A 22,006-nucleotide genomic window follows, 5' to 3' on the forward strand; every position below is an offset into this window, starting at 1 on the left:
ATCATCGACCGCTCGCTGGAGAGCGAGATCGCCGCCGAGGCCGCGGGGGCGGTGGGTGCGGCAGCGGCCGGGCCCGCGGCCTCGGCGGCGATCTCGCTCTCCAGCGAGCGGTCGATGATCTTGTCGAGCTCACCGCGGTCGAGCCACACCCCGCGGCACGTCGGGCAGTAGTCGATCTCCACGCCCTTGCGCTCGGTCATGACGAGCACGGTCTGGTCGGTGGGGCACAGCATGTCTGCCTCCTCGCGAGATGGGCCGGGCACGGTCGGCGCCCGCACGGGTACTGCGGAGTCCAACGCGGCTCCCGCACGCGCGGTTCCCGGCCGGCCGCGTCAGCCCGTACGGCGCTCGCTCGCGAGCCGGTCGCGCAGCTCGTCGGCGCGGTGGACCTCGTCGTCGAGGGCGGCGAGCGCCTCGGCGACCCGCGGGAGGAAGTCGGCCCCGGCCCGGAACCACTCCACCCCTTCGAGGAACCGCTCTGCCGCGGCCTCGTCGTGCAGCGCGAGCGCGAGGTCGGCGCGCAGCACCAGGGCCCGGAACCGCACACGCTCGGCGACGCTCCGCGTGCGCACCCCCTCGGCGGCGAAGGCCCGGTCGAGGACCTGGGCGGCCCCACCGGGGTCCCCCGCCGCGCGGAGGATGCGGGCGTGCTCGAGAGCGCGGACCAGGTCGGGAGGTTCCTCGGCGCCGCGGCGTGGCAGCCCGGGCACGAAGGCCCCACCAGCCACGCCGCACCTCCCGCCTCCCGCCGACAGCCCGACCACACTAACCCTGGTCCTGCGGCCCGGCACGGCGGGAGACGGGAGGCGGCCCGGTCAGCGCTGCACGCGCGCGCTGCCGCCCGACGCGAGCTTGCGGACCTCGGCGAGGGACGCCGTCGAGGTGTCGCCCGGCGTCGTCATCGCCAGCGCGCCGTGCGCGGCCCCGTACTCGACCGCCTCGTGGATCGAGCCGAGCTCCATGAGCCCGTACGCGAGGCCCGACGCGAACGAGTCCCCGCCGCCCACGCGGTCGAGGATCTCCAGCCCGGGGCGGTGCGTCGCCTCGGCGAAGCCCTGCACGCGCGACCACGCGATCGCGCCCCAGTCGTTGACGGTCGCCGTCTTCACGCCGCGCAGCGTCGTCGCGATGACCTGGAAGTTGGGGTACTCCTCGGCGGCCCGCGCGATCATCGCGCGGAAGGCCCCGGTGTCGAGGTCGGTGAGGTTCTCGTCGACGCCCTCCACCTCGAAGCCGAGCGAGGCCGTGAAGTCCTCCTCGTTGCCGATCATCACGTCGACGTACCGGGCCAGACGGCGGTTGACCTCCTGCGCGCGCTCGACGCCGCCGATGCCCTTCCACAGCGACGGGCGGTAGTTGAGGTCGTAGGACACGACGGTGCCGTGGCGACGGGCGGCGGCCATGGCCGCCTCCGCGACGTCGGCGGACGACTCGGACAGCGCAGCGAAGATCCCGCCGGTGTGGAACCAGCGCACGCCGCGGCCGAACACGTCGTCCCAGTCGACGTCCTCGGGACGGAGCTGGGCGATCGCGGTGTTGCCGCGGTCGGAGACGCCGACCGCCCCGCGGACGCCGAACCCGCGCTCGGTGAAGTTGAGCCCGTTGCGCACGGTGCGCCCGATGCCGTCGTACTCGCGCCACTGCACCCAGCGCGTGTCGAGGCCGCCGGTGAGCATGAGGTCCTCGACGAGCCGGCCGACCTCGTTGTCCGCGAGCGCGGTGACGACCGCGCCGCGCAGCCCGAACGCCCGGCGCAGCCCGCGCGCGACGTTGTACTCGCCGCCGCCCTCCCAGGCGTCGAAGCTGCGGGCGGTCTTGATGCGGCGCTCGCCCGGGTCGAGACGGAGCATGACCTCGCCGAGAGCGACGACGTCGTAGGCGCACTCGGCGGCGGGGCGGACGGCGAGCGGGGGCTGGTTCTGGGACGTGTCGGGCACGGGTCAGGCTCCTTCGGCGGGGTGCGGGGCGGTCGCGGCGAGCTCGACGGCCTCGCGCGTCCGGCGGGTGATCTCGGCGGTGTCGCCCGCGCGCACGAGCGCGGCGTCGACCATCCACGAGCCGCCGGCAGCCAGGACGGACGGCAGCGCGAGGTAGTCCAGGAGGTTGGCGGCGCTCACGCCGCCGGTCGGCACGAAGCGCAGGCCGGGGAACGGCGCGGAGAACGCCTTGACCGCCGCCGGACCGCCGACGACGTTCGCGGGGAAGAGCTTCAGGGCGTCGAGGCCGAGGTCGAGCGCGGCGATGACGTCCGACGGCGTCGCGACCCCGGGCAGGACCGGCACCCCGACCTCCTGCGCGCGGCGCACGACGGCGGCCGAGAGCCCGGGCGAGACGAGGAAGCGGGCGCCGGCCTCGACGGCCTCGTCGACCTGGGCCGCGTTGACGACGGTCCCCGCACCGACGAGCACGTCCGGCACCTCGCGCGCGATCGCCGCGATCGCGGCGCGCGCGCCCGCGGTGCGGAAGGTCACCTCCGCGACGGGGAGGCCGCCGTCGCGCAGCGCGCTCGCGACGAGCACGCCCTGCTCCGCGTCGTCGACGACGACGACCGGCACGACGCGCGCGCGTGCGATCGCCTCCAGGGGTCCGTGGGATGACATCTTCGCTCCGTTTCGCTATGGTGAACGCCTGTTGTTCACTACGGAACGAACTCTAGGCGAAGGAGCGACGATGGCGGAAGCCGGGACCACGCCGTCGGGAACCCCCCAGCGCGACGAGCAACCGACGGCCGGCCCGGGCGGCAGCCCGCTCGGGAGCGTGGACAAGGCGCTGACCGTGCTCGAGGCGCTCGCCGGGGCCGGTCCGGCCGGGGTCGCGCTCGGCGACCTCTCGCGCTCGCTCGGGCTGCACAAGGCCTCGCTGCACCGCACGCTCGCCGCGCTGCGCTACCGCGGCTACGCCGAGCAGGACGCCACGACGGGCGACTACCGGCTCGGGCCGGGGGCGACCGCCCTCGCGACGGTGTATCTCGGCGAGGAGAACCTGCCCGCGCTCCTGCACCCCGTGCTCGTCGCGGTGTGCCGGGCGACCGACGAGCTCGTCCACCTCGGCGCCCTCGCCGGGACCGAGATCGTCTACCTCGACAAGGTCGAGCCCGCGCGCGCCGTCCGGGTCTGGTCGGCCGTGGGCCGTCGCCGCCCCGCGGCCACCACGGCGCTCGGGCGTGCGCTGCTGGCGCACCGGCCGCTCGACGACGGCGCGCTCGCCTGGTACGCCGCGGCGGCCCCCGACGAGCACCCGGTCACGCCCGCCGCCCTCCGCGCGACGTGCGACGAGACGCGGGCGAGCGGGTTCGCGACGGAGACCGAGGAGAACGAGCCGGGCATCAGCTGCGTCGCCCTCCCCATCCTGCGGGGCGGGCAGTCCGTGGCCGCCGTGAGCGTCACCGCGCCGGCCGAGCGCCTCGGCGCACGACGGCGTCGTGAGATCGAGTCGGTCCTGCGCGACGTCGTCCCGCCGCTGCTGCCGCCGACGCTCGCCGTGCCGGAGGCGGTGCTCGCGGGCGCCCCGCTGCCGGGCACCCGTCGACCGGCGACGGGGCCCGCCCTGTGAGAGAGTTCAACCGCAGCACGACGGAATGACGGAAGGGCCCGCGCGATGACCGTCCTCGTGGCGTACAACGACTCCCCGCAGGGCGAGACCGCGTTCCGGGCGGCGGTCGCCGAGGCGGTCCACCGTTCGACCGCCCTCGCGGTCCTCGTCCTCACCCCGCAGGACGCCGACGCGGGCGTCCCCGCGACCCTCGCGCACCTGCTCGACACGCTCCCCGCCGGGGTCGCGCGTCCCGAGATCACCTACCGGTCGGAGCACCTCGACCCGGCCGAGGCGATCATCGACGAGGCCGAGCGCACGGCGCCCGACGTCGTCGTCGTGGGGGCGCGCAAACGCTCGCCGGTGGGCAAGTTCCTGCTCGGCAGCACGACGCAGCGCGTGCTCCTCGACTCGCCCGTCCCGGTGCTCGTCGTCAAGGCGTCCCACTGACGCCCTCCTGACGGGTGTCGCGACGCGGCCGCCCGGTCCCCCGGACGGCCGCGTCGCAACCTCTCAGCCCTGCGCGACGGCGGCGCGCAGCCCGTCGACCAGCGGGGTCGTCGGGCGGCCCAGCAGGCGTGCGAGCTCCCCCGACGTCTCGGCGAGCAGCCCGTCGCGGATGTTGCCGTCCAGCGCGACGACGAACCCGGCCGTGCCCTCGTCCAGCCCCGCCCCGAGCAGGAACGCCCGGTGCTCGTCGGGGCTCACGCGCCGGTAGGTGACGGGACGCCCGAGCACCTCGGCGGCCGCGGCGGCGAGGTCGTCGAACGTCCACGCGACGTCGCCGCTCAGCTCGTACACGGCCCCCGCGTGCGCGGCGGCGTCCGCCTGCGCGGCGAGCGCCACGACCGCGGCGGCCTCGGCGTAGTCGGCGCGGCTCGCGCTCGCGACGCGGCCGTCGCCCACGCTCGACACGAGCTCGCCGGACTCCCGGGCGCCCAGCACGTCGCCGACGTAGTTCTCGGTGTACCAGTTGTTCCGCAGGATCGTGGTCGCGAGGCCCGACGCGGCGAGGAGCTCCTCCGTGGCCTTGTGCTCGGGCGCGAGGACCAGCGCCGAGGTCGTGGCGTGCGGCGCGCTCGTGTAGACGACGCGCGAGACGCCCGCCGCCCGCGCCGCGTCGACCACGTTGCGGTGCTGCTCGACGCGCTGCCCGACCTCGGAGCCCGAGACGAGCACGAGCACGTCGACGCCCGCGAGCGCCACCGCCAGGGTCTCGGGTCGCGCGTAGTCGGCCTCGCGGACCTGGACGCCACGGTCGGCGAGGTCGGCGACCTTCGCCGTCCTGCGCGCGGCGGCGACGACCTGGGACGGGTCCGCCCCGTGCGCGAGGAGGGACTCGACGACGAGGCGGCCGAGGTGGCCGCTGGCTCCGGTGACGGCGATGGACATACGAGGGCTCCTTCGGTGCGCGAGGGCACGACCGGACGGCCGTGCCGTCCCAGCATGCGCTTACTTTTCGAAAGTGCAAACCAGAAGAGCGTGCGACCTATCTCACAGTGCTGCAATCGTGGCCGGCGCCGTATCCTGGGGCGATGACGACCGACGCACGCCTCGTGGAGGACCCCGGACCCACCGACGCGATGGTGGCCGACGTCTTCCAGCGCGGCTGCACGTCGCGGCACGTCCTCGAGGCCGTCACCGGACGGTGGGGCGTGCTCACGGTCGCGGGCTTGCGCGACGGCGCGGTGCGGTTCAACGCGCTGCGGCGCCGCATCGACGGGGTCAGCGAGAAGATGCTCGCCCAGACGCTCCAGTCCCTCGAGCGCGACGGCATCGTCGTGCGCGAGGTGCGCGCGACCATCCCGCCGCACGTCGAGTACTCCCTCACCGACCTCGGGCGCCGCGTCGCCGACAGCCTGACGGGGCTGCTCGACGTCCTCGAGGGCTCGGTCGCGGAGGTCGCGGCGTCCCAGCGCGCGTACGACGAGCGCCGGGACGCCTGAGGCTCATGTCTGCGAGCGCAGGTACCAGAACACGAGCGCGGCGACGACGAGCAGCCCGGCCAGCACGGCCAGGACGATCTTGCCGACGCTGTAGGGGCGCCGCCCGATCACCTGGCCCGTGTTGGCGTTGACCATGACCTGCCACTGCTTGCCCGCGTACACGTACGTCGCGATCCACAGCGGGAGCAGCACGAGCTTGAACATGACGTCCGCGTAGGCGGTGCGGATCGAGCCGACCCGCTGCTCGTCGCCCCCGATGTCGCGCTCGACGTCGTCCTTGATCACGGGCGCCATCTTCTGCTTCGCGCGGTCCAGACCTGCCGGGGGCTCGACGTCGTACCGGGCCGCCGCGAACCCCGCGAGGTACTCGGCGCGGAACGGCACCGCGTGCGACAGCGGCCACGGGCCGAGCTTCGACAGGTCACGCTCGGCCACCTGCGACGTCGCGGGGACGAGCACGTCGTCGAAGTCACGCGCGACGTGCCCGGAGACGGGCGTCCAGCTCACGCGCCGCTCCTGGCGCTCCTCGTCCCCGTTCTTGACGGTCACGTAGTAGGCGTCCCCGCGCTGCCCCGAGTACGCCGACGACGTGCGCGCGTCGAACGTCCAGTGGGGCACGTACGAGCCGTGCAGGGACTCCGTGTCCCCGACCTTCTTCAGCTCGCCCGGCGCGAACCAGCGCGAGCGCACCCAGCGCCGGAACGCGTCGCGCGCCTGCGCCTGCTCCACGCCGAACGGCACGACCGCCTCCGGCTGCACCAGACCGTCCGTCTCGGCCGCCGCGACGAGGTGCCCGCCGCAGAACCGGCACGCGACCGACAGGTCCGTGCCCTGCGTCGTCGCGCCGCAGCCGTCGCACGTGAGCAGCCGCGCGTCGAGGATCCCGGCGCGCGCCCCGCCCTGCGCCGCGGCCCACGCGTCGAACGAGTGCTCGTCGACGGCGTCGCCCGGCGCGTGCACGATCGCGACCGTCCCGCCGCACGCGACGCAGCGCAGGTGCTGCGTCCCCGGCGCGTACGCGAGCTGCGACCCGCACGCGTCGCAGCGCGTGCGGACGAGCTCTCCCTGGGTGTCGCTCACCGTCAGCCCGCCGCCGGACCGGTCGGGGCTCCGGCCGGGGGCAGCGGCGGGGGCGTCGCCGCGAACAGCGGCGCGAGCGCGGGGACCTCGCCCGCGGCGGTCCATGCGGCCATCCCCTGCTGCCACACGAGCGACTCGCGCGTCACCTCGCCGGACCGGACACGGTCCGCGAGGTCCGCCGTCGTGCCGGGCCCCGACTGGGCGCCGCCGACCGCCCAGTACCAGGGCGACTCCGCGGCGGGCAGGGGCGGCGGACCGGCGGGCGGCGCCGGGGCCGGGGTCGGCTGGGCCGCCGTCGTCCCCAGCGACTGCGCGAGCTGCTGCCCCATGGCCGCCCCGAGACCCATGCCGGCGCCGAGCCCCAGCCCGTCGCCCGCGCCCCCGGGGTTGGCGGCCGCGGTCTCGATCGCGTTCGCCGCCTGGAACTTCGTGTACTGGTCGAGGTTCCCGACGACAGCCATCTGCGTCCGCTTGTCGAGCGCCGCCTCGACCTCGGGCGGGAAGGAGACGTTCTCGAGGACGAAGCGCGGCACGGCGATGCCGTACTCCGACAGGTCCTCCGAGAGCTGGCCCGCGAGCCGCGTCGCGATCTCGCGCTGGTTCGCGGCGAGGTCGATCGCCGCGACGCCGGCCTCCGCGAGCGCCGGGCCGAGCTGGCCGACCACGAGGCGGCGGAAGTAGTCGCCGATCTCGTCGGTGCGGAACTGCGGGTCGGTCCCCACGAGCTGTCGGAGCAGCGCCGAGGGGTCCACCACCTGGAGCGCGTACGTGCCGAACGCCCGGATGCGGACCGCGCCGAGCTCCGAGTCGCGCAGGATCACCGGGTTCTGCGTGCCCCACGTGAGGTCGGTGAACTGGCGCGTCGCGACGAAGTACACCTCCGCCTTGAACGGCGAGCTGAACCCGTACTTCCAGCCCTGGATCGTCGACAGGATCGGCAGGTTCTTGGTCTCGAGCGTGTACGTGCCCGGCCCGAACACGTCCGCGAGCCGGCCCTCGCTGACGAAGACGGCGCTCTGCCCCTCGCGCACGACGAGCTTCGCCTGGTTCTTGATCTCGTTGCCCTGGCGCGGGAAGCGCCAGACGATCGTGTCCCTGCTCTCGTCGAGGAACTCGATGATGTCGATCAGCTGGCCGCGCAGCTTCTCCATGAAGCTCATCCGGACTCCTTCGCTCGTCGTGCGGGACGGCCGCGGCCGACCTGGCGTGCGGGCACCCGGCCCGCCGGGGTCGCCCCGGCGCGCCGAGCATAGCGGCATCCCAGCCCGCCGATGAAACGCCCAAGGGTTGGTAAAACCGACTGGTCCCCGCGGGGTCGCTCTCGGGCCGCCGAACCCGGGGTCGCTCCCCGCGGAGGCGGCCGTCCGAGGAGGGATCCCGGGTTCGGCGGCGGCCTATCCTGGCCGGGTGCCGACCTCGCCGACGCCCGCGCCCGCGACGCCCACCGTCGCCGTCCTCCTCGCGGCCGGGGCCGGGACGCGGCTCGGGCGCGGGCCCAAGGCGCTGCTCCCCCACCGCGGCGGCACGCTCGTCGAGCACGCGACCGCCGTCCTCCTCGCGGGCGGGTGCGACGCCGTCGTCGTGGTCCTCGGCGCCGAGGCCGAGCGCGTCCGCTCCGGGTCGCGGCTCGACGACCCCCGGGTCCGCGTCGTCGACAACCCGGGCTGGTCGTCCGGCATGGCGTCGTCCCTGCGCGTCGGCGTCGCCGCCGCCCTCGACCTCGCTCCCGCCCGGGTCGTCGTCGCGCACGTGGACCAGCCCGGAGTCGTGCCCGACGACGTCGCGCGCCTCCTGGCCGCCCACCGCCCCGGCCGCGTGGCCGCGTCCCGCTGGGCCGCCGCCGTCGGCCCGGAAGCTCCGGCGAGAACGGACCGCCCGCGCTGGTCCCACCCGCTCGTGCTCGACGCCGCGCTCGCCGCGCCCGCGGCCGCGAGCGCCCACGACGACCACGGCGCGCGCGACTTCCTGCGCACCCACGCCGACCTGATCGACGTCGTCGACCACCCGGGCGACGGCCGCGACCTCGACACCGAGGCCGACCTCGACCTCCTCGACCCCCCACCCGCCCCCCCGCTGAGTGCATGAAATAGTCGCGCCCGAGGCCGTTCGACGCGACTATTTCATGCACTCAGCGGGCGGTGGCGGCAGCCTTCAGACCTAGGTAGACCCGGTCTCGGGCTAGCGGGAGCTCCGTGAATCGCACGCCCGTCGCGGCGCGGATCGCGTTGGCGAGCGCCGGGGCCACCGGGTTGAACGGGCTCTCGCTCATCGACTTCGCGCCCATCGGGCCCACGGTGTCCGACGTCCGCGCGAAGTAGACCTCGCTGCGGGGGGTGTCCGCGAAGGTCGGCAGGTGGTACTGGCGGAAGATGTCCGTCGTCACGCGGCCCGTCTCGTCGACGATCACGTTCTCGTAGAGCGCCGCGCCGAGGGCCTGCGCGATGCCGCCCTCGACCTGGCCGCGGCACTGGCGCGGGTTGACGACCTCGCCGGCGTCGGCGGCCTGGACGGACTGGAGGATGCGGATCTCCCCCGTCCCGCGGTGCACCGCGACCCGGAAGCCGTGGACGTTGAACGCGACGGAGCGCGGGGTGCCGCCCCAGCGGCCCTCAGCGACGAGTGCGATCCCGGCGTCGGCCGCCGCGCGCGCGACGTCGGCCAGCGGCAGGACCGTCCCGGCGCAGTCGACGCCGCCGGGCACGAGCCGGCAGTCGCCGGGCGCGGCGCCCGCGACGCCGGCGGCGACCTTGAGCACCGCCTCGGCGAGGTCCTGCGCGGCCGCCAGAGACGCCTTGCCCGCCACCACGGTGCCGGTAGACCCGAACGCGCCGGTGTCGTGCTCGACGAGGTCGGTGTCGGACTGGCGCACGACGACGTCCCCGGCGTCCTGCCCGAGCGCGCTCGCGACGAGCTGGGCGTGGACGGTCGTGGTGCCGTTGCCGAACTCGGCGGTCCCGACCTCGGCCTCGACCACGCCGTCGGCCCGCAGCCGCACGCGCGCATGGGAGTAGTGCCCGCGAGGGGGCACCGTGTCGATCATGGAGAGCGCGGTGCCCTCGCCCACGCCCCACTCGGGGCCGAGGTCCGGGAGCGCGTCCGGCCCGGACCCCACGCCCGCCCCGTACGTGGCGACGTCGCGGGCCCGGCCCCGCGCGAGGGCGTCCGCGGCGAGGTCCAGGCACTGGTCGAGCCCGTAGCTGCCGTAGAGCACGTCCTCCTCGGGCGTCGGATGCGTGGAGAGCATGGGGTCGCCGTCGAGCACGACGTTGCGCCGCCGCAGCTCGAGCGGGTCCATGCCGAGCTGCTGCGCGAGCTCGTCGACGGCGGACTCGACGGCGAAGATCATCTGCGACAGCCCGTACCCGCGGAACGCGCCCGCCGGCACGGTGTTCGTGTAGACGCAGTGGGCGTCGACCTTCTTGTTCTCGCACCGGTACACCCCGAGCGACTCGCCGCACCCGTGGAACATCACCCCGGGGCCGTGGTTGCCGTACGCGCCCGTGTTGCTGAGCACGTCGAGGTGCAGCGCGGTGAGCGTCCCGTCGCGACGCGCGCCCGCGCGCACCCGGATGCGGAAGGGGTGGCGCGTCGTCGTGCCCACGAACTGCTCGGTGCGGGTCAGCTCGAGCTGCACGGGCCGTCCGAGCCGCAGCGTCGCGAGGGCCGCGACGTCCTCGGTGAGCACCTCCTGCTTGCCGCCGAACCCGCCGCCCACGCGCTCGCACAGCACGCGCACGCGCTCCGGGTCGAGGTCGAGCACGCGCGCGAGGTGGCGCCGCGCGAGGAACGGGACCTGGGTGGACGAGCGCACGACGAGCCGCCCGTCGTCGTCGAGCGACGCGACGGCGCAGTGCGTCTCGAGCGCGGCGTGCTGCACGCGGTGGGTGCGGTACGTGGCCTCGTGCACGACGTCGGCCTCCACGAGACCGCGCTCGACGTCGCCGAGCTCGGAGTGCACCTCGGCGACGACGTTGGCCTCGGGGCGCGAGACGCGCGCGTCGGCGGCGTCGAGCTCGGGGTGCACGAGCGGGGCGCCGGGCGCCATGGCCTCCTCGGGGTCGACGACGGCGGGCAGCACCTCGTACTCGACGCGGACCCGGCGCACGCCCTCCTCGGCCGCCGCGACGGTCTCGGCGACGACGGCGGCGACGCGCTGTCCGACGTGCCGCACGACGTCGTCGAGGACCCGCGTGTCGTCGGGGTCGTCGGTGAACAGCTCGTGCTGCGCGGTCGAGAACCGGGTCGCGGGCGCGTCCTCGTGCGTGAGGACGGCGTGCACCCCCGGCACCGCGAGCGCCGCGGAGGTGTCGATCGCGACGACCCGCGCGTGCGCGTGCGGCGACCGCACGAGCTTCATGTGGAGCAGGCCCGGGTAATCGGCGGGGTCGACGTCGAGCGTGTAGCGCGCCGTCCCGGTGACGACCCCGCGCCCGGCCGGCGCGGGGACGTCCCGCCCGAACGCCGAGGTAGAGGCGCGGTCCGCCGAGGTAGAGGCGTGGTCCCTCGAGGGAGAGGCATGGTCAGCGCCCGACGGGGCGCGCTCCCCCGTGCCCGGGGCGGTCCCCGTCGTGTCGCCGCGACCGAGGACGGCGTCCTCGATCGCGCGGTAGCCGGTGCAGCGGCACAGGTTCCCCTTGAGGTTGCGCGGCAGGTTCGCGCGCTGCGCGTCGTCGAACGTCGCGGCGGTCATGATCATCCCGGCGGTGCAGAACCCGCACTGGAACCCCTGCGCGTCGAGGAACTGCCGCTGCACGGGGTGCAGCGCGTCCTGCGGGCCGTGGGGGTCGTGGTCGCACACGCCGCGCTCGTCCCCATCGACCCCACCGCCGGCGCACGACGTCGCCGCGAGCCCCTGGATGGTCGTCACCTCGTGGCCCGCCGCCCGCCGCGCGGGGTAGACGCACGAGTGCACCGGCACGCCGTCGACGTGCACCGTGCACGCACCGCAGTCGCCACCGTCGCAGCCCTTCTTGACGCCGAGCGCGCCCTGCTCGCGCAGGTACGTGCGCAGGCACTGCCCGGCGCGAGGCTCGCCCTGTGCCGCGCGGCCGTCGATCGTCACGGGCGGAGCCGGGCGGGGGTCGAGCGTGGTCATCGGAGGCCTCCGTCCGAGGTCGTGCCGTCGAGGAGCCCGGTGAGGAGCTCGGAGCGGATCTCCTCGCCGAGGCGGTAGGTCATGTCCCGGCGCCACTCGGGCAGCCCGTGGATGTCGTCGTGGTAGAGGTCGGGCGGGATCGCGGCGTCGAGCGCTGCGGCGAGGTCGGCGGCCGTGGGCGACGCGTCCGCGAGGAAGCGGAGCTGCACGGGCCGGCGGGTCGAGGCGGTGACGGTCAGGACGAACCCTCCCCCGGCGTCCGGCGGGTCGACCCGACCGATCAGCAGCACCCCCGAGCGCCCGAGGTTCGAGAGGGACAGGCGCCGGAACGCGGTGCGCGAGCGCAGCGCGTGGTCGGGCACGCGGATCGCGCGCAGGAGCTCGCCCGGCGCGAGCGTGTTGCGCAGCTCGCCCGTGACGAGCTCGGCGACCGGTTGGGTCCGCCGGGTGCCGCCCGGTCCCCAGACCTCCGCGACGCCGTCGAGCGCGGCGGTGAGCGAGATCATCGGGCCCGCGGGCAGGGACGTGCAGACGTTGCCGCCGACGGTCGAGGTGTTCCAGATCTTGAAGGACGCGACGAAGCTGTCGCAGCACGGGCGCACGAGGTCCAGCGCTGACCAGCGCTCGCGCACGGGCACGGCCTGGCGGCTCTCCTCGAACGCCCACAGCTCGGCGACCGTGCAGGTCGCCGCGATCTCGAGGCCGTCGTCGGTGACGGTGAGCGCGGGCCACCCGGCGCTCGTCAGGTCGAGCAGGCGCCGCAGCGTCTGGCTGCCGTAGGAGAACAGGACGGTGCCGCCCGCGAGCCAGGCGTCGCCCTCGCGCCACTCGCCCGGGTCGACGGTCGGGACGAGGTCGGTGACGGTGCTCAGGTCCATCAGGAGGCCTCCTCGGGGAGCGGCGCGGCCGCGGTCGCGGGGTGGTGGGCAGGCGACCCGGACGGCGGGTCGGCGTGGATCGGCCCGTCCGTGCCGCTCAGCGGGACGACGGCGGCCCGGCCGTGCCGGGTCGCGACGAGCTCCGCGGTGATCGAGACGGCGACCTCTTCCGGTGTGACGGCCCCGAGGTCCAGGCCGATGGGCGAGCGGAGGCGCGCGAGCGCCGCCTCGGTCACGCCCTCCGCGCGCAGGGCCGCGGCCCGCTGCGCGTGCGAGCGGCGCGAGCCCATCGCCCCGACGTACGCGAGCGGCAGGTCGAGCGCGAGCCGCAGGAGCGGCACGTCGAACTTCGCGTCGTGCGTGAGGACCGCGACGGCCGTCCGGGTGTCGATGCGCCCCGCCCCGGCCTCCGTAGCGAGGTACCGGTCCGGCCACTCGACGACGACCTCCGCCTCGGGGAACCGTCGGGCGTCGGCGAACACCTCGCGTGCGTCGACCAGCGTCACGCGGTACCCGAGCAGGCGCACGTGCCGCACGAGCGCGCCGGCGAAGTCGTTGGCCCCGCACACGAGGAACCGCGGCGCGGGCAGGCGGGTCTCGACGAGCAGCGTGACGGGCTCGACCTCGTCGCACGCGTCCGCGTGCGCGGGTGCACGGTCCGGGCCCGGGTGCGACGACGGGCTCGCGGCAGCGCCGGGCACACCGTGCGCCGCGTGGACGGTCGCCGTGCCACCGGCGCGCAGGACGGCGACCACCTGCGCGGTCGCGGCATCGAGTGCGTCGGGTCCGACGAGGTCGCGGATCGCCGCGGCGACGGCGTGCTCGCTCGCGGTCGCGGGATCGTCGACGAGCGCCGCCGTGCGGCGCGATCCGTCGATCCGGCGCACGAGCGCCACAGGCGCCCCACCGCCGTCGGGCCGTGCCACGACCGCGGCGAGCGCGCGCGCCGCGTCGTCGCCGGGGAGGACGGGCTGGACGTGGACGTCGAGCGTGCCGCCGCAGCTCAGCCCGACGGCGAACGCGTCCTCGTCGCTGTAGCCGAACGTCTCGCGGTGGCTCGCGCCCGAGGCGATCGCGTCGAGCGCGGCGGCGTGCACCGCGCCCTCGACGCACCCGCCGGACAGGCTGCCGAGGACGGCGCCGTCGGCGCGCACGGCCATCGCGGTGCCGACCGGTCGCGGCACGGAGCCGGACGCCGCGACCACCGTCGCGACGGCGAACGGGGGCTGCCCCGGGCCGAGCCACGGGGCGAGCTGGTCGACGATCTGGAGCATCGTGGGCCTCGCTTCCGCCAGGGTGCCGGCGAACCGGCGTCCTTCCAGTGAACCCTTGCGGTGAGTCCCCTGCGTGTCCGAGGTCGCGTCCGCTGTGACGCGCCGGAAACACAGGGCTTGAATCCGCCCTGAAACCCTCGCCACATGTTCCGCGAGTGTTCCGCTGAATGGAAGTGAACTTCCATTCGACGGACTCCACGCTAGCACGGGTCGGAACCGCTGGTCACGGGTCCGGCGTCAGGAACGTCTACGATCGGGCCATGACCGCGGTCTCGCTCGGGATGCCCAGGCTCCGGTCGGTCGCGCCCGCGGCCGGCCCGCCGGACCTCGACCCGGGTCGTCCTGCGACCGACGCGCTCGTCGACCGCTACGGGCGTGTGGCGCGCGACCTGCGCATCTCGATCACCGAGAAGTGCTCGCTGCGCTGCACCTACTGCATGCCCGCCGAAGGGCTGCCCGCGATCCCCCGCGAGGACCTCCTCACCCCCGACGAGATCGGCCGCGTCGTGCGCGTCGCCGTCGACCGCCTCGGCATCACCGACGTCCGGTTCACGGGCGGCGAGCCGCTCATGCGCCGCGACCTCGTGGACATCCTGCGCGCCGCGCGCGCGTCCGCGCCCGACGTGTCGCTCTCGCTGACGACCAACGCGATCGGGCTCGACAAGCGCGTCCACGAGCTCGTCGCCGCCGGCCTCGACCGCGTGAACATCTCGCTCGACTCCGTCGACCGTGCGGACTTCGCGCGCCTCACGCGCCGCGACCGCCTGCCCGACGTGCTCGCCGGGATCCGCGCCGCGCTCGCCGCCGGGCTCGCGCCGGTCAAGCTCAACGCGGTGCTCATGCCCGAGACGCTGGCGGGCGCGGCCGACCTGCTCGCCTGGGCGGTGGACCACGGGTGCCACCTGCGCTTCATCGAGCAGATGCCGCTCGACGCCGACGGGCACTGGACGCGGGACGACCTCGTCTCCGCGACGGACCTCCTCGCCGTGCTCGGCACCCGCTTCGACCTGCTCGAGGTCGGCCGTGACGACCCGTCCGCACCCGCCGAGGAGTGGCTCGTCGACGGCGGACCCCAGACCGTCGGGATCATCGCGTCCGTCACGCGCTCGTTCTGCGGCGCGTGCGACCGCACGCGCCTCACGGCCGAGGGCACGGTCCGCTCGTGCCTGTTCGGCGACGACGAGACCGACCTGCGCGCGGTCCTGCGCTCCGCGGACCTCACCGAGGACGAGCGCGACGACGCCCTCGCCCGCGCGTGGCAGGGCGCGATGTGGCGCAAGCCGCTCGCGCACGGGAGCGACGCCCCCACGCTCGCCGCCGACGCGTTCGCGCCGACGTCGCGCAGCATGGGCGCGATCGGCGGCTGAGGCCGAGGCTCTCAGTGCCCTCGGTCGCGGCGACGTAGCGCGATCATCCGCTCGCGCGCCAGTCCCCGGATCCGCCTCGTCGCGCCCGACGCTTCCAGCACCGACAGCACCTCCTGAGACTCCGACGACCCCGCGACCTCACGCTGGAGCCAGCGCGTCCATCCCGACACGTCGTCGACGGCGACGTGTCGCCCTGCGAGAACTCCGTCGCGAACCATGACGTCCCGCAGACGCGCCCGCGGAAGGCCCTGGAAGTCCGCCGGCAGAAGGTCGACCCACTCCATCGCCGACCCTGCGTCGACACGTTCGATCATCAGGAGAACGACGGACTCCGCCAGGTGAGGGTCCGACTCCTGGGAGACCAGCCGAAAGAGGACGGTCCAGGTGGTCGGGTCCTCGACCGCGCTCGAGTACACCCACCAGCGCCAGTGCTCGCCGTCATCCGGCCCGGGCGCGCCGACACCTGTTCGTGCGGCGAGTGCCGCAAGCTCAGGAGACGGCTCCTGCGCACTGCCCACGGCACCTCCTCACCAGACCTCGCTCCGCGCACCGCGGGCACCACCGTATGCCGTCCGCGGTGGCGCAGATCATAGGGTGAAGCCGGTCACCACGACGCGTCTGCCCAGGTCACGCGCGACGGACCTTCCTACCATGGATGCCGTGACGACGATCTCCCCTGCACCCACCAACCGCCCCGCGACCTCCGACGCGCCCACGACGACGCCGGACAACACCACCTCCGCGCTGCCGATCTACCGCACCGACGAGCGGTCCGACAGCTGGAAGGCCGGGACCAAGAGCGTCCTGGGCGCGGCGATCGGCGCCGTCGTCGGGACGGTCGTGCTGAGCTGGTTCGGCCTCGTCCTCGGCACCGCCGTCGGGCTCGGCATCGGCATGCTGCTCGACAACCGCCCGGCCGCGCGCTGACCGACCCGTCCCAACCCCGGCCCGCGCGACGAGCGCGCGACCGGGAGCGTCCCGCCCGACATCGTCGTCGCTCGGCGGATCCCGCAGCCCGACGCACGAGAGGCGAGAAGCAGCCCCTCCCCGGCCGTGACCGGGGGCCGCTTCTCGCCTCTCGGCGTTCGTCGGCGCAGTCCCGTGGAGCGTGCCGCTACAGCCCGACCCACTCCGAGACGCCGTCGTCGAAGTGCTGGCGCTTCCAGATCGGCACCTCGGCCTTGATGCGCTCGACGAGCAGCGAGCACGCCTCGAACGCCTCGCGGCGGTGGCCCGCGGCCGCCGACGCGACGAGCGCCACGTCGCCGATCCCCAAGGTCCCGTACCGGTGGACGGCGGCGACCCGCAGCCCGGTCTCGGCCGCCACGCCGGCCACGCACCGCCGGATCACCGCGGTCGCGTCGGGGTGCGCCTCGTAGTCGAGCCGGCTCACGCCGCGGCCGCCGTCGACGTCGCGCACGACCCCGCGGAACGTCACGACGGCGCCGCACTCCGGGCTCGCGACCGCCTCCTCAACGGCGCGCGACACGACGTCGTCCAGCACGTCGGTCGTCACGCGGCTCACGCCCGCGGCCGCCGCACCCTGGGCAGCGACTGCGGACTCGCCCTGCGTCTCGCTCACAGCTCTCGTACCTCCACCTCGGTCCCGGCGTCCCACTGTGTCACGTCGGCGGGGACGTCCACGAGCACGTCCGCCCGCGCCATCGACGCGACGAGGTGCGACCCCGCTCCCCCGACGACGCGCACCGTGCCGCCGGGGCCGGTCGCGCCGCGCAGGAGCTGGCGCTTGCCCGCGGGCGACGAGAGCGCGTCGGCGAGGACCGCCGTGCGGACCCGGTCGACGGCGGGCAGCCCCGCCGCGCGCTCGAGCGGCTCGCGCAGGAACATCGCGAACGACACCTGGGCGCTCACCGGGTTGCCCGGGAACGTGAGCACGGGCGTCCCGTGCACGGTGCCGAACCCCTGCGGCCCGCCGGGCTGCATCGCGACCGACCGGAACGTGACGCCCGGCGAGGCCGCCCGTCCGACCTCCCGATCGGCGTCCTGACCGCCGGGGGCGCCGGAGCCTCCGAGCACGTCCTTGACGACCTCGTACGCCCCCTGCGACACGCCGCCCGACGTCACGACGAGGTCCGCGACCGCGGTCGCCTCGGCGAGCACGGCGGCGAACCGCGCCGCGTCGTCCCCGCACCGGGCCGTGAGCACGACGTCGCCGCCCGCGCGCCGGACGGCGGCCCCGAGCGCGTCGGCGTTGGCGTCGAAGACCTGCCCCGGCCCCGGCGTCTCCCCCGGTCCCACGAGCTCGGACCCCGTCGACAGGACGGCGACGCGCGGCCTGCCGACCACGCGCACGCTCCCCACCCCGCACGCCGCGGCGGCGGCCAGGTGGTGCGGCGCGAGGACGGTGCCGTCCGGCAGGAGCACGTCCCCGGACCGGACGTCGGAGCCCGCCTCCCGCACGAAGTCCCCCGCCGAACGCGGCACCCGGACCTCGACGGCGTGGCTCGCCCCGAGACCGGCGGGATCGTCCCCCGTGGGAGCCGCGACGTCGGGCCGCGACGCACCAGCGAACGTCCCCGCCACGGTGTCCTCGACGGGGACGACGGCGTCCGCGCCCTCGGGCACGGGCGCGCCGGTCATGATGCGGGCCGCGGTGCCCGGCGCGAGCCGCGGCGGGACGCCCGGCGCAGCGGGGATCTCCGCCGCGACGGCGAGCCGGACGGGCGCGTCCGCGCTCGCCCCGGCGACGTCCGCGGCTCGGACGGCGTACCCGTCCATCTGGGAGTTGCGGAACAGCGGGACGGCGACGGGCGCGACGAGGTCGCCCGCGAGGACCCGGCCGAGCGCGGCGGCGAGGAGGACGTCCTCGGTGCGCGTGCGCCGTCGGGCCGCCTCGACGAGGGGGGCGAGGAGCGCCGCCACGTCCGCGCGGTGCTCGTCGACGCTCACGCGCGAATTGCCGGCCATGCCACGTCCTCCCTCGGTGCCGTGCACGCCGACGGGCCACCCGGAGGAGCGGGCGACCCGTCGGCCGTGCGGTCGATGTCGAGGTCAGCCTCCCACGACCGCGGTCAGGGGACCGCGCACGAAGTACACGACGAACCCGGCCGCGACCACCCACAGGAGCGGGTGGACGTCGCGCGCCTTGCCGCACGCGAACCGCAGCAGGACCCACGTGACGAACCCGATGCCGATGCCGTTCGCGATCGAGTACGTGAGCGGCATCGTCACGATCGTCAGGAACACCGGCAGCGTCACCGTGAAGTCGGTGAGGTCGATCTCCTTGATCTGGCCCATCATCATCGCGCCCACGACGACGAGGACCGCGCTCGCGACCTCGATCGGCACGACCGCCGTGAGCGGCGTGAGGAACATCGCGACGAGGAACAGCCCGCCCGTGACGACCGAGGCGAGGCCCGTGCGCGCACCCTCGCCCACGCCCGCGGCCGAGTCGACGAACACCGTGTTCGACGACGACGACGTCGCGCCGCCCACGACCGCGCCCACGCCCTCGACGACGAGCGCCGACTTGATGCGCGGGAAGTTGCCGTCCGCGTCGGCGAGGCCGCCCTGCTTGGCGAGCCCCGTCATCGTGCCCATGGCGTCGAAGAAGTTCGTGAAGAACAGCGTGAACACGAGCATCGTCGCCGCGAGCGCCCCGATCCGGTCGAACGCACCGAACGAGAACTGCCCGAACAGGCTGAGGTCCGGCACGGAGACGAGGGAGCTCGGCAGCGTCGGGACGGTGAGGTGCCAGCCGCCGGGGTTGTCGTCGGACGCGGGACCGAGCTGCAGCACGGCCTCGGCGACGATCGCGACGACCGTCGTCGCGACGAGCCCGATGAGCAGCCCGCCCTTGACCTTGCGCGCCACGAGGATGCCCATGGTCAGCAGACCGACGACGAACACGAGCGTCGGGACCGAGGTGATCGACCCGCCGTCGCCGAGCTGGACAGGCGGTCCACCCGGGGTGCGCGTGACGAACCCCGCGTCGACGAACCCGATGAACGCGATGAACAGGCCGATGCCGACCGTGATCGCGGCCTTGAGCTGGCGCGGGACGGCGTTGAAGATCGCCGACCGCGCGCCCGTCACGGCGAGCAGGACGATGAGCAGGCCGTTGACGAGCACGAGCCCCATCGCCTCGGGCCACGTGACGTCGCCGATGACGGCGACGGCGAGGAACGAGTTGATGCCCAGCCCGGCAGCGAGCGCGAACGGGAGGTTCGCGACGAGGCCGAACAGGATGGTCAGCCCGCCGGCGGCGAGGCCGGTCATCGCCCCGACCTGCGCCGTCTGGAGCCACCCGCCCGCGACGTCGACGGGCGCGTTCTCGGCGCTCGTCCCGCCGAGGATGAGGGGGTTGAGGATGACGATGTACGCCATCGCGAAGAAGGTCACCAGGCCGCCGCGGAGCTCGCGCCCCGTGGTCGAGCCGCGCTCGGTGATCTTGAAGAAGCGGTCGAGCCGGCCGGTGGCCGGGCCGGTACCGCGTGCGTCGTCGTTCTCGGCGGTCTCCCGCCGCATGCCGAGGAGGGTCACGTCCTTGTGTCCTTTCGGTGCGAGATCGCGGTGCTGAACGGCGCGGCGGCCGGTCAGTACTCGATCCGGGACTCGAGGACGCGCCAGGCGTCGAACGGCGCGGTGGCGGTGGCCGTGCGCTCGTGCACGACCTGCATGCTCCGGTCGGCGGGGTCGGCGGCGAAGAATTCGTAGAACTCCGCGTCGTCGAACCCGGCGCTCGCGGCGTCGTGGCGGTCGGCGGCGAAGTACACGGTCTGCACGCGCGCCCAGAGAGCGGACGCGAGGCACATGGGGCACGGCTCGCAGCTCGAGTAGAGCGTCGCGCCGGTGAGGTCGAACGTGCCGAGCGCGGCGCACGCGCGACGGATCGCGGTGACCTCGGCGTGCGCGGTGGGGTCGTTGTCCTGCGTGACCCGGTTGTTGCCCTCGAACACCTGCCCGTCGGCGGTGACGATCACGGCGCCGAAGGGTCCTCCGGCGTTCGCGACGCTGTCGACCGCGAGGGCGACGGCTCGGTCCAGGTGTGCTGCGTCCACGACAAGAGTGTCCATGGTGAGTCTCCACGGTTCGGGCAGCGACGCCGGGTGCTCCGCCTCCGGCTTCCGGCTCGTCGGTGACCCGGGAGGAGGCGGCCGGCGGGCCGCTGCAGGCGAGTTGTCACTTCCGCCTGGTAGGTAGCTGCCGGTGTCGGATCGATCGCGTCGACCACCGAGCGTGTCGCTCGGCCCGGGCCCGCCGTTGGCATTCACGACGCTAGCAGCGCGTGACCGACGACACAAGGCTTTCGGAAGAACTTTTCCACAGTGTGGACAACCGGTGGAGAGACCGGATCCCGCGGGCCCGTTGCGGAAGGAACTGCCGCCCGGAAGAGTTGTCCCAGCGCAGGTCCGACCCACGGTCGGACCGCAGGTACCGACCGAAGGTCCGACGCCGGGGGCGTCGCCCGTCCCCGACCACCCGGAGGCCCCGTGACCGAACCCGCTCCGCCGTCGTCGTTCCCGATCGTCCGCGTCCCCGCCCGGCCGGGCCCGCCGCTGCGCTTCCAGCTGCGTCCCGTCGCGCCCTCCCTGCGGTCGTTCCTCGCGACCGAGGCGGGCGGCGCGGTGCTGCTGCTCGTCGCGACCGTCGTCGCGCTGGTCTGGGCGAACTCCGCCTGGTCCGGCGCCTACGACGACCTGTGGTCGGCGACGGCGGGCTGGCACGTCGGGCCGTGGTCGTTCGAGATGGACCTGCACCACTGGGTCAACGACGCCGCGATGGCGGTGTTCTTCCTCGTCATCGGGCTCGAGATCAACCGTGAGGTGACGAGCGGCGAGCTCCGCAACCGCCGGACCGTCGCCGTGCCCGCGCTCGGCGCGCTCGGCGGGCTCGCCGTCCCCGCCCTCATCTACGTCGCGTTCAACGCCGGCTCCCCCGCGCAGCACGGCTGGGGCATCGTCATGTCGACCGACACGGCGTTCCTCGTGGGGATCCTCGCCCTGTTCGGACCGCGCTGCCCGGACCAGCTCCGGCTCTTCCTCCTCACGCTCGCCGTCGTGGACGACATCGGCGCCATCACCGTCATGGCGCTCTTCTACACCGACGACCTGTGGCTCCCGGGGCTGCTCGTCGCCGCCGTGCTCGTCGTCGTCATCCTCGCGCTGCGCTGGCTCGGCGTCTGGCGGCTCACCCCGTACGCGCTCGCCGGGATCGCGCTGTGGGGCGCGGTCTACGCGTCCGGCGTCCACGCGACGCTCGCGGGCGTCCTCGTGGGCCTGCTCGTGCCGTCGCGCTCGTCGCGGCCCGTGGACGTCGCCGTCGTGCCCAAGTACGCCAAACGCCTCGCGCAGGAGACGACGGCGGAGCGCGAGCACCTCACCGAGCTCGCCGCGCGCGCGGCGGTGCCCACGAGCGAACGCCTCCAGCGCGTCCTGCACCCGTGGAGCGCGTACGTCGTCGTGCCCGTGTTCGGCCTCGCCAACGCGGGCGTGCAGCTCGACGCCGAGTCGCTCCGGACCGCGGCGACGTCGCCCGTGACGATCGGCGTCGCCGTCGCGCTCGTCGTGGGCAACGCCGTCGGCATCTTCGGCGCCGCGACGCTCGCCCTGCGCCTCGGGCTCGGCGACCTCCCCGGTCGCGTGCGCTACTCCCACCTGCTCGGCGGGGCGATCCTGGCCGGCATCGGCTTCACCATCTCGCTCTTCATCGCCGAGCTCGCGTTCGACGACGAGGCCCTCATCGAGCAGGCCAAGATCGGCATCCTCGCCGGCTCGCTCGTCGCTGCCGTGCTCGGCTCCCTCGCGCTCCGGTTCGTCGGCGAGCGCTGGCCCCTGTGCTCCCCCGGCGCCGACGAACCGGAGCGCGAGGGAGC

22 protein-coding genes are annotated in these 22,006 nt (G+C 74.8%); 7 read left to right on the forward strand and 15 right to left on the reverse strand.

The features are described from left to right. From A0J59_RS16875 to eda, 4 genes are all read right to left on the reverse strand, one after another. A partial coding sequence (locus tag A0J59_RS16875) for a zf-TFIIB domain-containing protein (protein WP_172820078.1) occupies positions 1-233 on the reverse strand: 233 nt, incomplete at its 3' end. A 99-nt stretch (positions 234-332) separates the two neighbouring features. Further along, positions 333-728 carry a hypothetical protein gene (locus A0J59_RS16880; protein ID WP_156186358.1) on the reverse strand — a complete coding sequence of 132 codons (396 nt, stop codon included), beginning with the start codon at positions 726-728 and terminating at the stop codon, positions 333-335. A gap of 87 nt (positions 729-815) precedes the next feature. Then, the gene (locus A0J59_RS16885; protein WP_064316889.1) at positions 816-1,937 is read right to left on the reverse strand and encodes a sugar kinase; all 1,122 of its coding nucleotides are present in this window, start codon (positions 1,935-1,937) and stop codon (positions 816-818) included. Positions 1,938-1,940: 3 nt separating this feature from the next. Beyond that, positions 1,941-2,600, reverse strand: coding sequence for a bifunctional 4-hydroxy-2-oxoglutarate aldolase/2-dehydro-3-deoxy-phosphogluconate aldolase (eda, locus tag A0J59_RS16890; RefSeq protein ID WP_064316890.1), 660 nt, complete (start codon positions 2,598-2,600; stop codon positions 1,941-1,943). Positions 2,601-2,670: 70 nt separating this feature from the next. On the opposite strand from eda, the gene A0J59_RS16895 reads away from it, so the two are divergent. Next, positions 2,671-3,552: an IclR family transcriptional regulator gene (locus A0J59_RS16895; protein WP_082919134.1), complete on the forward strand. Its 882-nt coding sequence runs from the start codon at positions 2,671-2,673 to the stop codon at positions 3,550-3,552. Between the two features lie 45 nt (positions 3,553-3,597). Then, positions 3,598-3,981: a universal stress protein gene (locus A0J59_RS16900; RefSeq protein ID WP_053369730.1), complete on the forward strand. Its 384-nt coding sequence runs from the start codon at positions 3,598-3,600 to the stop codon at positions 3,979-3,981. Positions 3,982-4,044: 63 nt separating this feature from the next. Here A0J59_RS16900 and A0J59_RS16905 read toward each other — a convergent pair whose 3' ends face one another. After that, positions 4,045-4,923, reverse strand: a complete 879-nt coding sequence (locus tag A0J59_RS16905; protein ID WP_064316891.1) for an SDR family oxidoreductase — start codon at positions 4,921-4,923, stop codon at positions 4,045-4,047. A gap of 143 nt (positions 4,924-5,066) precedes the next feature. Between A0J59_RS16905 and A0J59_RS16910 the strand changes: the two genes are divergently transcribed. Continuing rightward, positions 5,067-5,477, forward strand: a complete 411-nt coding sequence (locus tag A0J59_RS16910; RefSeq protein ID WP_047232723.1) for a helix-turn-helix domain-containing protein — start codon at positions 5,067-5,069, stop codon at positions 5,475-5,477. A 3-nt stretch (positions 5,478-5,480) separates the two neighbouring features. Here A0J59_RS16910 and A0J59_RS16915 read toward each other — a convergent pair whose 3' ends face one another. Both A0J59_RS16915 and A0J59_RS16920 read right to left on the reverse strand, forming a co-directional pair. Beyond that, positions 5,481-6,557: a hypothetical protein gene (locus A0J59_RS16915; protein WP_064316903.1), complete on the reverse strand. Its 1,077-nt coding sequence runs from the start codon at positions 6,555-6,557 to the stop codon at positions 5,481-5,483. A 2-nt stretch (positions 6,558-6,559) separates the two neighbouring features. Next, on the reverse strand, positions 6,560-7,717 hold the full coding sequence (locus tag A0J59_RS16920; RefSeq protein ID WP_064316892.1) for an SPFH domain-containing protein: 1,158 nt from the start codon (positions 7,715-7,717) through the stop codon (positions 6,560-6,562). Positions 7,718-7,964: 247 nt separating this feature from the next. Between A0J59_RS16920 and A0J59_RS16925 the strand changes: the two genes are divergently transcribed. Further along, positions 7,965-8,642 carry an NTP transferase domain-containing protein gene (locus tag A0J59_RS16925; RefSeq protein ID WP_064316893.1) on the forward strand — a complete coding sequence of 226 codons (678 nt, stop codon included), beginning with the start codon at positions 7,965-7,967 and terminating at the stop codon, positions 8,640-8,642. Positions 8,643-8,685: 43 nt separating this feature from the next. Here the strand turns inward: A0J59_RS16925 and A0J59_RS16930 are convergent, their stop codons facing one another. The 3 genes from A0J59_RS16930 to A0J59_RS16940 are packed head-to-tail and all read right to left on the reverse strand — an operon-like array spanning position 8,686 to position 13,804. After that, positions 8,686-11,652 (reverse strand): molybdopterin cofactor-binding domain-containing protein, encoded by a 2,967-nt coding sequence (locus A0J59_RS16930; RefSeq protein ID WP_064316894.1) that lies wholly within the window; start codon positions 11,650-11,652, stop codon positions 8,686-8,688. Next, the gene (locus A0J59_RS16935) at positions 11,649-12,530 is read right to left on the reverse strand and encodes an FAD binding domain-containing protein (protein WP_064316895.1); all 882 of its coding nucleotides are present in this window, start codon (positions 12,528-12,530) and stop codon (positions 11,649-11,651) included. Before A0J59_RS16935 ends, A0J59_RS16930 begins: the two co-directional genes overlap by 4 nt. Beyond that, positions 12,530-13,804 (reverse strand): XdhC family protein, encoded by a 1,275-nt coding sequence (locus A0J59_RS16940; protein ID WP_064316896.1) that lies wholly within the window; start codon positions 13,802-13,804, stop codon positions 12,530-12,532. Before A0J59_RS16940 ends, A0J59_RS16935 begins: the two co-directional genes overlap by 1 nt. A gap of 260 nt (positions 13,805-14,064) precedes the next feature. Between A0J59_RS16940 and moaA the strand changes: the two genes are divergently transcribed. Next, on the forward strand, positions 14,065-15,171 hold the full coding sequence (moaA, locus tag A0J59_RS16945) for a GTP 3',8-cyclase MoaA (protein ID WP_064316897.1): 1,107 nt from the start codon (positions 14,065-14,067) through the stop codon (positions 15,169-15,171). An 11-nt stretch (positions 15,172-15,182) separates the two neighbouring features. Here the strand turns inward: moaA and A0J59_RS16950 are convergent, their stop codons facing one another. Beyond that, complete coding sequence (locus A0J59_RS16950) at positions 15,183-15,689, reverse strand: hypothetical protein (protein ID WP_156533129.1); 507 nt, start codon at positions 15,687-15,689, stop codon at positions 15,183-15,185. Positions 15,690-15,831: 142 nt separating this feature from the next. Between A0J59_RS16950 and A0J59_RS16955 the strand changes: the two genes are divergently transcribed. Beyond that, the gene (locus tag A0J59_RS16955; RefSeq protein ID WP_064316899.1) at positions 15,832-16,098 is read left to right on the forward strand and encodes a DUF456 domain-containing protein; all 267 of its coding nucleotides are present in this window, start codon (positions 15,832-15,834) and stop codon (positions 16,096-16,098) included. 187 nt (positions 16,099-16,285) lie between these two features. Here the strand turns inward: A0J59_RS16955 and A0J59_RS16960 are convergent, their stop codons facing one another. From A0J59_RS16960 to A0J59_RS16975, 4 genes are all read right to left on the reverse strand, one after another. Then, the gene (locus A0J59_RS16960) at positions 16,286-16,696 is read right to left on the reverse strand and encodes a molybdenum cofactor biosynthesis protein MoaE (RefSeq protein ID WP_053369942.1); all 411 of its coding nucleotides are present in this window, start codon (positions 16,694-16,696) and stop codon (positions 16,286-16,288) included. 53 nt (positions 16,697-16,749) lie between these two features. Next, on the reverse strand, positions 16,750-18,099 hold the full coding sequence (glp, locus tag A0J59_RS16965) for a gephyrin-like molybdotransferase Glp (RefSeq protein ID WP_064316900.1): 1,350 nt from the start codon (positions 18,097-18,099) through the stop codon (positions 16,750-16,752). An 84-nt stretch (positions 18,100-18,183) separates the two neighbouring features. Beyond that, complete coding sequence (locus tag A0J59_RS16970; RefSeq protein WP_047232786.1) at positions 18,184-19,659, reverse strand: NCS2 family permease; 1,476 nt, start codon at positions 19,657-19,659, stop codon at positions 18,184-18,186. A gap of 68 nt (positions 19,660-19,727) precedes the next feature. Further along, positions 19,728-20,207: a nucleoside deaminase gene (locus A0J59_RS16975; protein ID WP_064316901.1), complete on the reverse strand. Its 480-nt coding sequence runs from the start codon at positions 20,205-20,207 to the stop codon at positions 19,728-19,730. 417 nt (positions 20,208-20,624) lie between these two features. Here A0J59_RS16975 and nhaA point away from each other — a divergent pair. Further along, the coding region (gene nhaA / locus A0J59_RS16980) for a Na+/H+ antiporter NhaA (RefSeq protein WP_082919135.1) at positions 20,625-22,006 on the forward strand (1,382 nt) is incomplete at its 3' end.

This window comes from Cellulosimicrobium sp. I38E, assembly GCF_001647255.1.
GTDB classification, from domain to species: Bacteria; Actinomycetota; Actinomycetes; order Actinomycetales; family Cellulomonadaceae; genus Cellulosimicrobium; species Cellulosimicrobium cellulans_E.

What these genes read in the sequence shown, in the direction of transcription:
- A0J59_RS16895 (WP_082919134.1), top strand. Translation starts at nt 2,671, where the DNA reads ATGGCGGAAGCCGGGACCACGCCGTCGGGAACCCCCCAGCGCGACGAG.
- A0J59_RS16975 (WP_064316901.1), bottom strand. Translation starts at nt 20,207, where the DNA reads ATGGACACTCTTGTCGTGGACGCAGCACACCTGGACCGAGCCGTCGCC.
- A0J59_RS16970 (WP_047232786.1), bottom strand. Translation starts at nt 19,659, where the DNA reads ATGCGGCGGGAGACCGCCGAGAACGACGACGCACGCGGTACCGGCCCG.
- A0J59_RS16930 (WP_064316894.1), bottom strand. Translation starts at nt 11,652, where the DNA reads ATGACCACGCTCGACCCCCGCCCGGCTCCGCCCGTGACGATCGACGGC.
- A0J59_RS16905 (WP_064316891.1), bottom strand. Translation starts at nt 4,923, where the DNA reads ATGTCCATCGCCGTCACCGGAGCCAGCGGCCACCTCGGCCGCCTCGTC.
- A0J59_RS16920 (WP_064316892.1), bottom strand. Translation starts at nt 7,717, where the DNA reads ATGAGCTTCATGGAGAAGCTGCGCGGCCAGCTGATCGACATCATCGAG.
- A0J59_RS16910 (WP_047232723.1), top strand. Translation starts at nt 5,067, where the DNA reads ATGACGACCGACGCACGCCTCGTGGAGGACCCCGGACCCACCGACGCG.
- moaA (WP_064316897.1), top strand. Translation starts at nt 14,065, where the DNA reads ATGACCGCGGTCTCGCTCGGGATGCCCAGGCTCCGGTCGGTCGCGCCC.
- A0J59_RS16940 (WP_064316896.1), bottom strand. Translation starts at nt 13,804, where the DNA reads ATGCTCCAGATCGTCGACCAGCTCGCCCCGTGGCTCGGCCCGGGGCAG.
- A0J59_RS16935 (WP_064316895.1), bottom strand. Translation starts at nt 12,530, where the DNA reads ATGGACCTGAGCACCGTCACCGACCTCGTCCCGACCGTCGACCCGGGC.
- A0J59_RS16900 (WP_053369730.1), top strand. Translation starts at nt 3,598, where the DNA reads ATGACCGTCCTCGTGGCGTACAACGACTCCCCGCAGGGCGAGACCGCG.
- glp (WP_064316900.1), bottom strand. Translation starts at nt 18,099, where the DNA reads ATGGCCGGCAATTCGCGCGTGAGCGTCGACGAGCACCGCGCGGACGTG.
- eda (WP_064316890.1), bottom strand. Translation starts at nt 2,600, where the DNA reads ATGTCATCCCACGGACCCCTGGAGGCGATCGCACGCGCGCGCGTCGTG.